At 48.9% G+C, this 14,441-nt stretch carries 13 protein-coding genes; 7 read left to right on the forward strand and 6 right to left on the reverse strand.

What is annotated here, in order from left to right; all coding sequences use genetic code 11:
• The 5 genes from pckA to M988_RS01080 form a co-directional block, all read right to left on the reverse strand.
• Entirely contained in the window at nt 1-1,620 is a 1,620-nt protein-coding gene (gene pckA, locus M988_RS01060; protein WP_064572523.1) for a phosphoenolpyruvate carboxykinase (ATP), read from the reverse strand.
• A 258-nt stretch (nt 1,621-1,878) separates the two neighbouring features.
• Nucleotides 1,879-2,760 (reverse strand): Hsp33 family molecular chaperone HslO, encoded by an 882-nt coding sequence (gene hslO / locus M988_RS01065; RefSeq protein ID WP_008815512.1) that lies wholly within the window; start codon nt 2,758-2,760, stop codon nt 1,879-1,881.
• 85 nt (nt 2,761-2,845) lie between these two features.
• Nucleotides 2,846-3,262 (reverse strand): ribosome-associated heat shock protein Hsp15, encoded by a 417-nt coding sequence (hslR, locus tag M988_RS01070; RefSeq protein ID WP_008815511.1) that lies wholly within the window; start codon nt 3,260-3,262, stop codon nt 2,846-2,848.
• Between the two features lie 62 nt (nt 3,263-3,324).
• Nucleotides 3,325-4,017: a GMP/IMP nucleotidase gene (gene yrfG / locus M988_RS01075; RefSeq protein ID WP_008815510.1), complete on the reverse strand. Its 693-nt coding sequence runs from the start codon at nt 4,015-4,017 to the stop codon at nt 3,325-3,327.
• Nucleotides 4,018-4,112: 95 nt separating this feature from the next.
• Nucleotides 4,113-6,227 (reverse strand): IgaA/UmoB family intracellular growth attenuator, encoded by a 2,115-nt coding sequence (locus M988_RS01080; protein ID WP_008815509.1) that lies wholly within the window; start codon nt 6,225-6,227, stop codon nt 4,113-4,115.
• A gap of 454 nt (nt 6,228-6,681) precedes the next feature.
• Here M988_RS01080 and nudE point away from each other — a divergent pair, with 454 nt between their 5' ends.
• Nucleotides 6,682-7,248 carry an ADP compounds hydrolase NudE gene (gene nudE / locus M988_RS01085; RefSeq protein ID WP_064572524.1) on the forward strand — a complete coding sequence of 189 codons (567 nt, stop codon included), beginning with the start codon at nt 6,682-6,684 and terminating at the stop codon, nt 7,246-7,248.
• Nucleotides 7,249-7,326: 78 nt separating this feature from the next.
• On the opposite strand, the gene mrcA is transcribed toward nudE, so the two are convergent.
• Nucleotides 7,327-9,897, reverse strand: a complete 2,571-nt coding sequence (gene mrcA, locus M988_RS01090) for a peptidoglycan glycosyltransferase/peptidoglycan DD-transpeptidase MrcA (RefSeq protein ID WP_008815507.1) — start codon at nt 9,895-9,897, stop codon at nt 7,327-7,329.
• A 120-nt stretch (nt 9,898-10,017) separates the two neighbouring features.
• Here mrcA and pilM point away from each other — a divergent pair, with 120 nt between their 5' ends.
• The 6 genes from pilM (at nt 10,018) to aroK (ending at nt 14,420) form a co-directional block, all read left to right on the forward strand.
• Nucleotides 10,018-10,860, forward strand: a complete 843-nt coding sequence (gene pilM, locus M988_RS01095; RefSeq protein ID WP_064572525.1) for a pilus assembly protein PilM — start codon at nt 10,018-10,020, stop codon at nt 10,858-10,860.
• Nucleotides 10,848-11,411, forward strand: coding sequence for a PilN domain-containing protein (locus tag M988_RS01100; RefSeq protein ID WP_064572526.1), 564 nt, complete (start codon nt 10,848-10,850; stop codon nt 11,409-11,411). The genes pilM and M988_RS01100 overlap by 13 nt, the downstream gene beginning before the upstream one ends.
• On the forward strand, nt 11,398-11,913 hold the full coding sequence (locus M988_RS01105; protein WP_061059445.1) for a hypothetical protein: 516 nt from the start codon (nt 11,398-11,400) through the stop codon (nt 11,911-11,913). The genes M988_RS01100 and M988_RS01105 overlap by 14 nt, the downstream gene beginning before the upstream one ends.
• Nucleotides 11,910-12,269: a hypothetical protein gene (locus tag M988_RS01110; protein ID WP_020303558.1), complete on the forward strand. Its 360-nt coding sequence runs from the start codon at nt 11,910-11,912 to the stop codon at nt 12,267-12,269. Before M988_RS01105 ends, M988_RS01110 begins: the two co-directional genes overlap by 4 nt.
• Complete coding sequence (gene hofQ, locus M988_RS01115) at nt 12,266-13,579, forward strand: DNA uptake porin HofQ (RefSeq protein WP_008815503.1); 1,314 nt, start codon at nt 12,266-12,268, stop codon at nt 13,577-13,579. The genes M988_RS01110 and hofQ overlap by 4 nt, the downstream gene beginning before the upstream one ends.
• 322 nt (nt 13,580-13,901) lie before the next feature.
• Nucleotides 13,902-14,420 carry a shikimate kinase AroK gene (aroK, locus tag M988_RS01120; protein WP_004090980.1) on the forward strand — a complete coding sequence of 173 codons (519 nt, stop codon included), beginning with the start codon at nt 13,902-13,904 and terminating at the stop codon, nt 14,418-14,420.
• Nucleotides 14,421-14,441 lie beyond the last annotated feature (21 nt).

Consider the following 14,441-nt stretch of genomic DNA (forward strand, 5'->3'; position numbering starts at 1 on the left):
TCAAACCTTTGGTCCTACTTTCACCAGTGCCGCACCTGCAGGGGTGTCGGTGTATTTATCAAAGTTGGTGACAAAGCGTTGGGCCAGGTCTTCGGCTTTTTCCTGCCACTGTTCTTTGCTGGCGTAGGTGTCGCGTGGATCCAGAATCTCTGGGTTCACACCTGGCAGCGCCGTTGGTACTGCCAGATTAAAGATTGGCAGTGTAAACGTTTCCGCATTATCGATTTCACCGCTCAGGATGGCATCAATAATCGCACGGGTGTCTTTGATCGAAATACGTTTACCCGTTCCATTCCAGCCGGTATTGACCAGATAGGCCTGAGCCCCGGCGGCCTGCATGCGCTTAACCAGAACTTCCGCATATTTAGTTGGGTGCAGCGACAGGAACGCTGCGCCAAAACATGCAGAGAAGGTTGGCGTTGGCTCAGTGACTCCACGCTCGGTGCCCGCTAACTTGGCGGTAAAGCCAGACAGGAAATGATACTGGGTTTGATCGGCGGTTAAACGAGAAACCGGTGGTAATACGCCAAAGGCGTCCGCGGTCAAGAAAATCACTTTCTTAGCATGACCGGCTTTCGACACTGGCTTAACAATGTTATGGATGTGGTAGATCGGGTAAGAAACACGGGTGTTTTCCGTTTTAGACCCGTCGTTAAAATCAACCGAACCATCTTCTAGTACCACTACGTTTTCCAATAACGCATCACGAGTTATCGCGTGATAGATATCGGGCTCAGCCTCTTCTGATAGCTTAATGGTTTTTGCATAGCAGCCACCTTCAAAGTTGAATACGCCGTCGTCATCCCAGCCATGTTCGTCATCACCGATAAGCTGGCGCTTCGGATCGGTAGAAAGCGTTGTTTTACCGGTACCGGAAAGACCGAAGAAAATAGCCACGTCGCCTTTTTCGCCAACGTTGGCAGAGCAGTGCATAGACGCGATGTTTTTCAGCGGTAGCAGGTAGTTCATGATCGAGAACATACCTTTCTTCATTTCCCCGCCGTACCAAGTACCACCAATCAGTTGGATACGCTCGGTCAAATTGAAGGCCACAAAGTTTTCAGAGTTCAGGCCTTGTTCTTTCCACTGTGGGTTAGTGCATTTAGCACCGTTCATCACGATGAAGTCGGGCTTAAAGTTGGCAAGTTCTTCGTCAGTTGGACGGATAAACATATTCTTAACAAAATGCGCCTGCCAAGCGACTTCGGTAATAAAGCGAACACTCAGACGAGTATCGCTGTTGGCGCCACAGAATGCGTCAACGATAAACAGGCGTTTACCTGAAAGCTCTTTGGTTACCAATGACTTCAAATGCTGCCAAACTTCAACGGAAAGCGGATGGTTGTCGTTTTTACCTTTTCCTTGATCTGACCACCAAACGGTATCGCGTGTGACGTCATCACGCACAATGTACTTATCTTTAGGGGAACGACCGGTAAAGATTCCGGTATCTACCGCGACTGCGCCTAGATTGGTCACAGTGCCACGCTCATAGCCTTTTAGATCTGGGGCAGTTTCTTCTTGGAAGAGCAGGTCATAACTTGGGTTGTAAATGATTTCAGCTGCGTCAGTGATTCCATATTCTGCTAAATCCTGTGGGGTTAAGCCTTTCTTATGCATGACACTACTCCTTTCCTTGTAAGATTAGATTTTTAGCTGCTTCTAGTGTCAGAGATTGAAGTTCGTTTAACCGAGAGAATCATCAAAAAAACCAATTTTCATCCGCCTTTCATTCAGTTATGAGATGAACAACACGGAATTTACCTCCAGATAATCTATATATGCTGAGCAGGATCAATGAAAAAGCCCGCATTCCCGTCATCTTCAAATCTATCGGGCATATTGCGGGCTTCGTCTTTTTTGGGGAGAAATCAGCGCTTAGTGAACGCAATCTTCATTATGGCTCTGTCCACCGGCAAACAGCGATTCAATATCAATTTTATCAAAAACATAATGATTACCGCAGTATTCACAATGCATATCGATGTTGCCATCTTCCTCTAGCATATGATTCAGTTCTTCAACCGGAACCGTCAACAGGGCGCTAGCGCTACGCTCACGCGAACAGGTGCAGCGGAAGGTTACATCTTGTGGTTCATACAGAGTCACTTCTTCCTGATGGTACAGACGATATAGCACTTCGTTAGCGGGTAAGCCGAACAACTCTTCGGATTTCACCGTTGCGGTTAACTGCGCCAGATGCGACAAATCTTCCACGTTATTGGGTTGAGCGGGCATTATTTGCAGCAACATACCTGCCGCGCATGCGGTTCCATTATGCTCACCAGTGCGAATGAACAGTCGGGTTGGCAGCTGCTCGGATTGCATAAAGTAAGCCTCGAGGCATTCGGCCAGCGTTTCACCTTCTAGGCCAACAACGCCTTGATAGCGTTCACCTTCGTTAGGGGTAATAGTAATCACCATCACACCGTTGCCTAGCATTTCGCGCATGCTGCTGCCTTCAGCGATATCACCCTGTAATCGTGCAACACCGCGCATTTCTTGCTGGTTGTTGCCGTTGATCACCGCCATTTTTAGAGGGCCATCACCTTGGATCTGAACGGTGATATCGCCATCAAATTTCAGCGTGGCAGTTAACAGGCTGGTGGCAACCAATAGCTCACCCAGCAGCGTTTGCACCGGTGCCGGATAGCTGTGGTTTTCGAGCATCTGCTGGAAAGTGTGGCTGGCCGTAACCAGTTCGCCGCGAACGGCCATATTTTCAAACAGATAGCGATGTAATTGGTCGTGATTAGACATGGTTTTCTCTCTTAGGGCTTTACCCTTACTGACTTGAAGCCGCTGTCGCCGCTCCAATTAATTAGGCTTGTTTGCCGTGTTTAATTTATTCGCTTGAAGCCTGATCGTTTTTAAACTTCAGCAACGTACGTCGTTCTTTCTTATCTGGTCGACGATCGGGATGCGGCATGGTCAGCGCATTCATTTTGCGTGCGAGTGCGACTTTTTCTCGATTTTCGATACTGGCCGCAGTCTCTTCATAGAGCTGTTGGGCATCTGCAGCACCGCGCCTTTGGGCGGTGAGCGCAGTCACTACGATCGTGCGATCGTCATTTCCTTGGCGTAGCTTGATTTCTGCGCCAATTTCCACAATTTTACTGGGTTTACCACGCTGTCCATTGTAGTGAACCTTCCCGCCATCAACCATTTCGCGTGCGATGGCGCGGGTTTTATAAAATCGCGCAGCCCAGAGCCATTTATCCAAACGAATGGCACTGTCATCCTGTTCGTTCTTACCTTTCATACGGGCTCCTACCTCTGTGGCGATAACCTAAGGCGCAGGGCTTTCAGCGTTGTGAATAGCGTTTATCGTAGCTGAAAGGCTGGCAGTAATGTGCGGTAGTCATTCATGGACGGATGGCGTGAGAATTGCTTTTCGGCCATGCTTGAGTCCGGGTTGCGCACGCCGAGGCAGTAGCGAATACCATAGCTTTGCGCAGCATCCAGAATGGGTTCGGCATCATCGACGAAAAGCGTTGTTGCAGGATTAAAACCGGTACGTTTTTGTATCGCCTGCCACAAGCGCTGATCTTCCTTCGGATAACCAAATGTGTGGGTGGAAAATAATAAATCAAGATGTTGGTCGAGTCCGGTGTGTTCTAACTTCACGGCGAGCCCATGTGGATGGGCATTGGTGAGCAAAATAGTTTTTCTTCCGCTCTCGCGTAGTGCCTCTAAAAATGGCTGAGTATCTTGGCGTAAGCGTGCTCGGGCTCCAACTTCGGTTGTCATCTGGTAGATGTCCAGATCAAGACGTTCGCTCCAATAATCAAAACAGTACCAGTTCAACGTGTGCTGAACGGCGTTGTATTCATTACGGATCAGCTTTTTGGCTTCGTCGAGTTCAATGCCGCGGCGTTCGCTGAGCGTTTGTGGCACGAGATTGAGCCAGAAGTAGCTGTCAAATTCGAGATCCAATAATGTCCCATCCATATCCAGCAGGACGGTTTCAATTTCCTGCCAATTAAAATCAGGCTGTTGGTTTGGGATGAGGGACATAAAAGGGCTCCTTGGGAGATAGACGAAAAAGCCAGCAAATGCTGGCTAATCAATTATATTTTTACTCTGATGGCTTGTCATGCCAGCCGATGAAATTAGCGTCGTGGGGGCGTATCAAACGGCATGATACTGTGGTTGATACATTGATCATAATAGCGCTGGATATCAGGGATGCGATTCATTGATTTTTGTATCCTGAACATAAACATCATGGCGTTGACCACGATGATAAGCGCCACGGCAAGGAGCAGTATGCAGGTCAGGATATATCTCCACAGCGTGAGTCCATCAGGCTCACTGTGGAGCATGATATGTCGGGTACCGTTAGCATCTGTGCTGATTTCAGTGATGACACCGCTAGCTTTGAACGGCGTTGACAATAGCTGCTGTGATAATGATTCAAGCTCGCGCCACTGATCGATCGCAGTGTAATCATAGAGTGAGATTGCCGGTTGCGGATGATTGACCAGCTGTTTTCCTTCGTCGCTAATAATCAAGAAACCGCCCGGTGGCGTGGCGCTAAGTGACTGAGCTGCCTGATGTGTTTCTCGGTAATAGAACGATGAAACCGCACTATTCACTATGTTAGATAACAACTGAGCGCTGGCCGGACGTAGAAGAACGTTCACACCGTCGAGTCCACCATTTTGAGCTTTCTTCAGCAGTGCGTTCCAAGAGCGGCTGTTGCCAAGATTGACCAATGAATTTTTTAGCCGAGTACATTCTGACTCCTGCGCACACAGATCTTCAGTACGCAAAACGATATCAGCAAAGTCATCTAACAAGATCATGCCTGATTTTTGAATGGCATTGGCAAGCCCTGGGTTGACCTTCTGCTCTTCGTTATTTGCGTTGAGTTGGCGATTAACGGTGCTCAGTAATGCTGCTGCATTATCAATAACATCTGAAGCTGGAGCCGCCATTGGCGTGGCATTACTCCAGTATATGGCGGAGCAATCGAAAGGCATAAATGGATAGCGAGTGCCTTCCTGATAAGAATCCGGAACATGACACATGCCAGTGCCCTGAATATTCAAGCTATCGCCTACATGCAGCGGTAGTGCCGCGAGAGACTTTACGTTATTGACATCTACGGTGTGATTACCATGTAGCCAAGCTGAACTGAGCTTAAATGGAATACTGAGTGGTTGGGTAGAGAGCAGCAGCGCTAGTGTCAGTAATGCACCGCTCATGAGGACAATATTGCGCCCCCAGCGTTGCAGTGGAAAATTTTTCACTTCGTCGTGCAGTGACAGAAAGCGTCCTTGCCTGACGACTTGGCGGTTAAGGTACATTTCGATATCGGTTTTTTGCCCGAGATCTTTTTGAATATAGTTCTGCCAATGTGCTGGATAGATAAGATCCAACGTCCCTAAAGAGACGTTGTTAATTTGCCCAATATTGGATTCTCCGAACAGTCCCCAGCGCTTGGGAATGCCTCGAATGCAGTGAACTTCTTTGAGATCGCGTTCGGAAGGGCGACTGTATAAACGCCAGATCCCCCACGCAATCAGTCCGGTCGCGGTGGTTAACAACCAAGGCATGACGGCATTGGGACTGATGAGGCTAGTATAGAGCATGAGCAAGGCGATCACGATAACGACGGATTCGCGGATGCCGCCTTGTTGGCTGAGTTGGTATTCTTGCAGCGTCTCTTTACGCACGCCTTGCAGTTCAACTTTCTCACTCTCGGTTTGGCGGATGGATGCGCTGCTGGTGTTGTCTGGCGGCGGGAGGAAGTCCTCCTGAGTCGCATCCACTAAAGAGTGACCGTTGATGGAGATAACCAATGGAATACTATGGGTTTTAATGACTTCAAGCTGGTTATCGTCGGCGATGTACTGTTCCCAGAAAACTGGGAGGTGTACCTCGATATTATCGAGGTAGTAACGGCGCTTGTTGGGATCGTCGGTGGTCAACTCGTAGCGTGTTATCGCATGGGTAAGCGGATAGACGCGATCCCCCTGAGGCATCAGGCGATGTTGAGCTACGGGCAAGGATGCTTGAGAGGAACTTGAAGAGGATTCAAGCTTATTGATGTATTGCTCAATGGCTTGAAGTTCGTCTTTTTGCAGTTTACGTAGTTTAGTTTTAATAAATGGGAAAGATGTAGTTAGTAACGCAGATTTTTTCATCTTAAACCAATAAACACATCCGGCAATCAGCAGGCAGAGGCTCAGTAGAATTGATGCGATAACTGGTGCACTCATGCCGACCCCGTTTGGTAATCATCACCTTTCTACCTTGCCCAAAAAGGGCATTATACGGATGAATCATAAAGCGAATATAAATATATGTTATGAAGTGATTTTATTTACAGTTTTGCACTGGTGTGCCGCATATTCGTATAAAAAGGTTAGCAGTCAACACCTGCTGATTATATCGGCATTATCCGATTTTTCTCAGGTGTGGCAAGTAATAGAGAAGTATTGAGCGGAATTTTGTGAGTCAATGCGGGCAGAAACAAAGCTGCAAAATATCCTCAACAAATGTTGCGAATCCAACGTCATCTGCGCACAATGCAAGATGAGATGAATACTGTGATCTGTATCTATAAAGTAAGATATGGATTTCAAATATACCGCATGTCTGGCCCTATGCCAGTGCTTTTGGCCGTTGCCGAATCATACTTAATTGCGGAAAAACCATTAATTCGGGGCCATCATGGAAAAACTCCCACAAAAGCCAAAAATTCTCAGCGTGGAAACTATCGCACGCTCACGTTTGTTTAATGTGGAGTCTGTGGATTTAGAGTTTAGCAACGGCGTACGCCGAGTCTATGAGCGTATGCGTCCTTCTGAGCGTGAAGCCGTGATGATTGTTCCTATTTTGGGTGATGACCTGTTGCTGATTCGAGAATATGCCGTAGGCATTGAGAGCTATGAGCTCGGTTTCCCTAAAGGATTGATCGATCCTGGCGAAGATGTTTTTCAGGCGGCAAATCGAGAGCTAATGGAAGAGGCTGGGTTTGGCGCTGAGCATTTTACCTTTATGCATAAGTTAACCATGGCGCCTTCCTACTTCTCTAGCCGAATGAATATCGTGCTGGCGGAGAATCTGTTCCCTGAACGTTTGGAAGGTGATGAGCCGGAGCAGATGCCCGTGGTACGCTGGCCGATAGCCCGCATGATGGAACTGCTTGAAGACCCTGATTTTCGCGAGGCTCGTAACGTCAGCGCGCTATTTTTAGTGCGTGAACTGTTGGCTACGCGTACATCTAAAACCGATTAGTTGATTGATATCGCATCAAAAAGAAAGGGGCCGATTGGCCCCTTTCTCGTTTTTGTCCTGACCTGCGATGAATGCCGGTTAGAACAACTCGTGACTTTCGCCGCCGCTGTCTGTCACCGTCGTGCCTGCTTCTTGCACCGAGTATTCCGTTGGCTGAGTACCATCGATGAAGTATTCAGACTTGCTGCCAGCGCCTCCGCTGGAAAGCTTACCTGTGTACTTGTCGATAGTGACACTGACAATACCCGGAGGCGGAGCCATTTTCTGCTCAGGAACGCCTTCCAGCGCCGCTTTCATAAAGTCATCCCATGCTGGCTGAGCGCTTTTGGCACCGCCTTCTCCGCCGGAGATTTGATCTTTAATCGCGCCAGACGCGGTGGTTCGACCCAAATCACGGCGATGATCATCGAAACCGATCCAGACACTGGTGACGATATCAGGGCCGTAACCAGAGAACCACGCATCCTTCGAGCTGTTAGTGGTACCTGTTTTACCGCCGATATCGTGACGTTTCAGGTCGCGGCCAGCGCGCCAGCCGGTGCCCATCCAGCCGCCACCAGGTTCACCCCATATATTGCTGTTTAGCGCATCGTGCATCAGGAACGCTAGCGGTGTGCTGATGATGTGTGGTGCATATTGCTGATCTGAGTCTTGGCTAGCTTGTGCCGCGGTTACCTGCTCCAGCTGTGGCATTGGAACGGTGGAGTTAGCGTTGCCACTTTGAGAAACAGCTACGTTTTCAACGTTGTCATCTGTCAGGGCAACGGATTTTGGTGTCTGTCCATAAATAACCGGCAAGTTACAGCTTTCACAAACGACTTTAGGTTTGGCCTCAAAAATGACCTTATCTTCACCGTCGAGGATTTTGGTGATGAAATAAGGGTCAATCAGATAACCGCCGTTGGCAAATGCGGCGTAGCCACGAACCAACTGCATTGGCGTAAACGAAGCCGAGCCTAATGCCAGTGATTCGGTATGCGCGATGTTTTGCGCAGGGAATCCGAAACGTTGCAGGTATTCTGCTGCATAGTCCACTCCCATCGCACGCATGGCACGTACCATCACCACGTTTTTAGACTCACCCAATCCCTGACGTAGGCGGATTGGACCGGCATAGGTCGGTGGTGAGTTTTTGGGGCGCCAATCGGTGCCAGCACCGGCATCCCAACGTGAAATTGGCAGGTCGTTCAGGATAGTCGCAAGCGTTAAACCTTTGTCCATCGCTGCGGTATACAGGAACGGTTTAATGTTCGAGCCAGCCTGACGCAGAGCCTGAGTAACGCGGTTAAATTTACTTTGGTTAAAGTCAAAACCACCAACCAGCGCTTTGACCGCACCGTCTTGTGGATTCAGCGAAACCAGCGCCGAGTTAACATCCGGAACCTGCGCTAGCCACCATTTCTGATCTTCATCTTGGCGAACCCAAATTTGCTGGCCTGCTTGAATCACATCGTTAACACGTCGCGGTGTCGGGCCTTGTATGCGGTCGGTCTTAAACGGACGAGCCCAACGGACTGTTGCCATTGGTAGTGTCACGTTGGTGCCATTTGCCAACATAACCGTTGCTTCGTCCGCATTGGATTCAGTGACGACGGCTGGCAACAGCGGCCCATAAGTTGGCAGCGTTTTCAGCGAATTAATAATTTGCTCGCGAGACCAAGTTGGTTGTCCCACCTTCCATAGCACGTTTGATGGACCACGGTAGCCGTGGCGCATGTCGTAAGCGATAACGTTGTTGCGCAGCGCGCTTTGTGCCGCTAACTGCAAGCGCTTGGTTACCGTGGTGTAAACCTTGTAACCATCGGTATACGCATTTTCACCGTACTGTTTCACCATCTCTTGGCGCACCATCTCAGAAAGATAAGGTGCAGAGAAGTCGATTTCAGGTCCGTGGTAACGCGCTTCTAACGGCTCGTTACGCGCTTGGTCATATTCCGCACGGGTGATGTATTTTTCATCCAACATACGGCTCAGAACGACGTTACGACGAGCCAACGCGCGGTCATGAGAGTACAGCGGGTTAAACGTCGAGGGGGCTTTGGGTAAGCCGGCGATCATAGCAATTTCACTCAACGTTAGCTGATCGACAGTTTTGCCAAAATAGACCTGCGCAGCGGCACCAACGCCATAGGCGCGGTAACCCAAATAAATTTTATTGAGGTATAAATCTAGAATTTCATCTTTGGTCAGTAATTGTTCAATGCGGATCGCGAGGAAAGCCTCTTTGATTTTACGCATCAAAGTACGTTCTGGACTTAGGAAGAAGTTTCTAGCCAACTGTTGGGTAATGGTACTCGCGCCCTGCGAGGCATGACCGGTGAATAACGCCACGGAAGCGGCGCGGAAAATCCCCACCGGGTCGACACCATGGTGTTCGAAGAAGCGGCTGTCCTCAGTCGCAATAAAGGCATTGACCATCTGCGGCGGAACTTGCTTAAGCGGCAGAGGAACACGACGTTTTTCGCCGTATTGCGCGATGAGGTATCCATCGGCGCTATAAACTTGCATTGGAGTTTGCAGTCGGACGTCTTTTAGCGTCGCGACATCTGGTAGCTGTGGCTCAACGTATTTGTATAGGCCAAATACAGCGGCTGCTCCCAGCAAAATGCAACAGACTGCAAGAATGATTAAATACTTTACGAACTTCACCTAGAATTTCCCATCACTTGTCAATTGGGCAGTTTATAAACAAACGCGCAGTAGTATAAAGGCAAGCCTGCACGGAGGATACGTTCTTTTCTTTCATTGACGATTCGGAGATCGTTACATATGTTCGCACGGACTTGGCAGTTAGGGATAGACATTCAGCCTCGCACACTTTGTGCCGTGGCGATCACTTTTCACCGCAAAGGCTGGCAGCTCAAGCGTTGGTGGCAGTTTTCATCACCCATAAATGTGGTTGAAAGTGGGCGATTACGCCAGTCTGATTGGTTGAATCATCTGCTATCCGAGCTGCGAAGTCAGCTTCCCTCGAATACTTCGGTCCGAATCGGACTCTCCCCCGAAATTATTATGCAACAAAGCATTTCGATGCCGGATGCCGACGTCCCTACCAGTCTGCAGCAAAACCTACTTGATTTGGCGGCGGAGAAGAGTTTGTTATTGCCGCGATCCGAGTTTGCATGTGATTACAGCCGTCAACCTTCCTCTCCTAAAGATTGGTTAATGACCGCAGTCCGCCAACAAGATATGCAGGATTGGATGACTCCGTTAGCAAATGCCGGTTTAGCGCCCAGTATTGCTGATATCACCCCCTGCGCGATGCGCCGTTCTGCCGCACTCAGTCGGCAATCGCCCACGGCACTTTTGCTGCATGTGGGAGAGTCTGTGCTGACTTGGGCTGCGCCGTTCTCTCAGTCGCTCGCTTTCGGCTACATCCCACGAGAGGTTGGAGAAGAGTATTCCAGCGTGGCCGAGCGCGTCACTTCACATGCTGCTCAATATGATGTGCCAGCTCATTCGATGCTGTGCTGTGGCGCAGTGCAATCTAGCGGCTGGTCTCCATTTAGCGCATTGACCTTCCTACAGCCCCCACTACCGGCACAGCCGGAAATGTTTGCTTTGGCTATCGGTTTGGCGCTATGCGCAGAGAGAACATCATGGAGCAGATAAACTTATGCCCGTGGTATGCGGCGTTGCGCACTAATCGGCTACGTAAGTGCGCGCAGTGTGCGATAGCAACTGCGATTTTATTAGCGCTAGTGGCCTGTTATGTCAGCTATAGCGCTTATCGACACATGCACCATTGGCGAATGGATATTGCGATTTACCAGCAACGAACTCAACGACTGCAGCAGCAGAAAACTCAGTTACTCATGTGGAGTTCTCAGGCAAAGACGCAACTTAGCCAGTATCAACGATATGAGAAGGGGCGTGAGTCAGGGTTACAACTCTTAGCCCTTTTGGTGGATATGCAGCGCTATGTACCCGCGCAAATATGGTTTACACGCCTGTCGTTGCAATCGGATCAGCTTGAACTTGAAGGCACGGCGTTAACCCCCGAGGCGATCGCCGTTTTTATTGAGCGTTTCAGCAAAGTTGACAGCGCTGCAGGTTTACACCTGCTGAAAATGGCTGACTCGGGGCAAGGCCAGCAGAGCTTTTTGTTGCAAGGGAAGTGGCAAAGCGACAATACACAGGGACGTTCACATGAAGATCAATAGTGGTGCTCTAGAGCCGCTTATCTGTTGGCTGTGCATGCTATCACCCCGGCGTTTTTATTTTGTTTTACTTGCCGCGTGTCTGATTTGTCTTATTGGTGGAAGGCTTGGTTTAACGGCGCTAGCTCAGTGGATGGAGTCGTCGACTTGGACAGCCAAAAATGGGGCGGAGATGCATCAAGAACGCATGGTCAAAGATGTTTTGAGCCAAAGAACGCTGCTACTAAAAATTTCTGTTGATACGTTGCTGTTAAAGCCATTAGCCACTCAGTGTACCGATTTGCCTGTCGGCGAGCGCTTTGCCCAGCAAATTAACTGGCAGAAGGACAAAAATACGCAGGAACCGAATAGTGGGCGATGGCAAATGAATGCCACGCTTAACTTCACTCAGCTGATGCAGTTAATCGATAGATTGGCACAGTGTGCTAGACCGATTATGCAGATAGAGCTTCACTCTGAGCCAGAAATGATTTCAGTCCAGCTACTGGTCGGTGAACTGTCATGAAGTGGAGCCACACAATTCGCCTCGGGGGACTTTCGTTGCTGCTGATATTGGAAATGGCGCCGGTATCCATCACACAGGCAGAGCGTGATCCATTTCACTCTTGGATACCAGAATCAATAAAAACAGAGTCAGATGCAGCCAGAGTTCTTGGGGTTATTGGGAATGGTCGCTGCTGGACTGTGTGGTTACTTTTGCCAAATGGCGAGAGCGTAATGTCTGTGCCTAAATTTTCCCCGCGAGTGAAAGACGAAAACGTTAAAGGCGAAGGTCATGCCGAATATTCAGCCATCAGGCGGCCGACTGTTTATCCGTTTGGTTGTGCTGTTGAGAGTATTGCAGATGGAGCAAGGGAATGAAGAGATTAAAATATGGATGCTGTTATGGCTGCCTGCTGTGGGCGTTGGCCTTTGCCTCATGGGCTACAAAAATACGAGATGATACGCCGATTACACTCGCCTTCTCTGATGCTCCATTAGTTAACGTATTACAGGCTCTGGCTGATAATCAACACCTTAATCTGATTGTTAGTGAGGATGTGAAAGGCAATACCTCGTTGAAACTGGTCGATGTGCCTTGGAAGCGGGCCATGCAGGCAATAGCGCGGCTACATGAACTCTCGATAGAGCAGACAGGCAATATTCTTTTTGTGCAGACAATGGCCGTGGTTGATAAACGACAGGAGCGGGTTCACAACAAGCAGTTGCAGGAAAATGCGCAGCGGCCAATTTCTCTGACCATCGCGTTACAGCAAGCGGATGTTGATGCAGTGGTAAAAAATCTGACGCAGCAAAAGGGCGGGTTATTAAGCGCTCAGGGAACAGTCAGTGCAGATCCTAGGACGAATACGATTTTGGTGCGAGACCTTCCTGAGAACACCAGAGCGGTTCAGGCATGGATAGATGAGCTTGATCAACCGGTGTCTCAGGTGCAGCTCACTGCGCACATTGTGACGATTAATCGCGAAAGTCTGAATGAACTTGGTGTGCGCTGGGGGACAGCTGGCTCCGATGAGACAACATCTTCAGATTCGGACTCCAGTAATTTTCGGCTGAACCAATTCAACATGGGACTGCCTGCCGAAGGGCGTTCATTTAATGCTGGATTTCAGATCGCTCGCATTGGTGGCCGTTTATTGGAACTGGAGCTTTCAGCGCTTGAGCAGGAGGATAATGTCGAGATTATTGCGAGCCCGCATTTGATGGCGACGAATTTGCAAACTGCCAGCATTAAGCAGGGGACTGAAATTCCTTATGAGGTTTCCAGCGGGGCCAGTGGCTCTACCTCGATAGAGTTTAAGGAAGCCGTGTTAGGGATGGAGGTTACACCTCGCGTAATGCGCAATGGAAAAATCACGCTAACGCTGCAGATTACGCAAAATATGCCTGGTAGGAGTATCAAGCAGGGCGATGGCGAGGCATTAGCTATCGACAAACAAGAAATAAAAACGCAGGTCACTTTGTCTGATGGGGATACCGTGATTTTAGGCGGAATCTTTCAACGACAGACGACGCATGGGAAAACACAAGTGCCTAAGTTAGGGGATATACCCCTACTTGGGGCACTTTTCCGCGACTCAACAGATGCGTCTAAACGCCGTGAGCTGGTGATTTTTATCACCCCTAAGCTGGTAAAAACTGAAACGCCCTCATCATTACTCAGGAAATAACCATTCGATACTTTTTTTACCCAAATGGTAAAATTTTTTATCACATGAATGGTTTCCGCGTTTGACGCTGCGCTTGATTTAGCTTACAAGGGTAGCGAATTAAGCACCGAGCTTTTCCGTACCCCGGCCAAAGCGTTATCGCCGTGATTTAACCTTTGGCGTGCGCTGTGATTTATTCGGTTGCCAAACTACCTAGAGTGTTGAGATAATTTTTCGTCTGATCTCACACTATCGCTCATGAGGTTTCAGTTTAGGTCCCGTCGCTAATTTGATTGGCGGGGCGGGTTATCATTAACGAATTGTCTTAGTAGTACCGAAAAACATGGCAGAGAAACGCAATATCTTTCTGGTTGGGCCTATGGGTGCCGGCAAAAGTACTATTGGTCGTCAGTTAGCTCAGCAACTGAATATGGAGTTCTTCGATTCCGATCAAGAAATTGAGCGACGCACCGGAGCTGATGTTAGCTGGGTATTCGACGTGGAAGGCGAAGAAGGATTCCGCGATCGTGAAGAAAAAGTCATCAATGAACTGACTGAGAAACAAGGCATTGTCCTGGCAACGGGTGGTGGTTCCGTGAAATCTCGCGAAACCCGTAACCGCTTGTCAGCTCGCGGCGTGGTTGTTTATCTTGAAACCACCATCGAGAAGCAGCTTGCTCGTACGCAGCGTGATAAAAAACGTCCGCTGTTGCAGGTAGATACACCGCGTGAAGTGCTGGAAGACTTGGCAAAAGAACGCAATCCTCTGTACGAAGAAATTGCTGACGTGACCATCCGTACGGATGATCAAAGTGCTAAAGTTGTTGCAAACCAGATTATCCATATGCTGGAAAGCAACTGATTATATTGAATTCTTAATCTG

The sequence above is a fragment of the Hafnia paralvei ATCC 29927 genome (assembly GCF_001655005.1).
In the GTDB taxonomy this organism is placed as follows: domain Bacteria; phylum Pseudomonadota; class Gammaproteobacteria; order Enterobacterales; family Enterobacteriaceae; genus Hafnia; species Hafnia paralvei.

What these genes read in the sequence shown, in the direction of transcription:
- hslR (WP_008815511.1), bottom strand. Translation starts at nt 3,262, where the DNA reads ATGAAAGGTAAGAACGAACAGGATGACAGTGCCATTCGTTTGGATAAA.
- aroK (WP_004090980.1), top strand. Translation starts at nt 13,902, where the DNA reads ATGGCAGAGAAACGCAATATCTTTCTGGTTGGGCCTATGGGTGCCGGC.
- pilM (WP_064572525.1), top strand. Translation starts at nt 10,018, where the DNA reads ATGTTCGCACGGACTTGGCAGTTAGGGATAGACATTCAGCCTCGCACA.
- nudE (WP_064572524.1), top strand. Translation starts at nt 6,682, where the DNA reads ATGGAAAAACTCCCACAAAAGCCAAAAATTCTCAGCGTGGAAACTATC.
- pckA (WP_064572523.1), bottom strand. Translation starts at nt 1,620, where the DNA reads ATGCATAAGAAAGGCTTAACCCCACAGGATTTAGCAGAATATGGAATC.
- hofQ (WP_008815503.1), top strand. Translation starts at nt 12,266, where the DNA reads ATGAAGAGATTAAAATATGGATGCTGTTATGGCTGCCTGCTGTGGGCG.
- M988_RS01100 (WP_064572526.1), top strand. Translation starts at nt 10,848, where the DNA reads ATGGAGCAGATAAACTTATGCCCGTGGTATGCGGCGTTGCGCACTAAT.
- M988_RS01105 (WP_061059445.1), top strand. Translation starts at nt 11,398, where the DNA reads ATGAAGATCAATAGTGGTGCTCTAGAGCCGCTTATCTGTTGGCTGTGC.
- M988_RS01110 (WP_020303558.1), top strand. Translation starts at nt 11,910, where the DNA reads ATGAAGTGGAGCCACACAATTCGCCTCGGGGGACTTTCGTTGCTGCTG.
- M988_RS01080 (WP_008815509.1), bottom strand. Translation starts at nt 6,227, where the DNA reads ATGAGTGCACCAGTTATCGCATCAATTCTACTGAGCCTCTGCCTGCTG.
- hslO (WP_008815512.1), bottom strand. Translation starts at nt 2,760, where the DNA reads ATGTCTAATCACGACCAATTACATCGCTATCTGTTTGAAAATATGGCC.
- yrfG (WP_008815510.1), bottom strand. Translation starts at nt 4,017, where the DNA reads ATGTCCCTCATCCCAAACCAACAGCCTGATTTTAATTGGCAGGAAATT.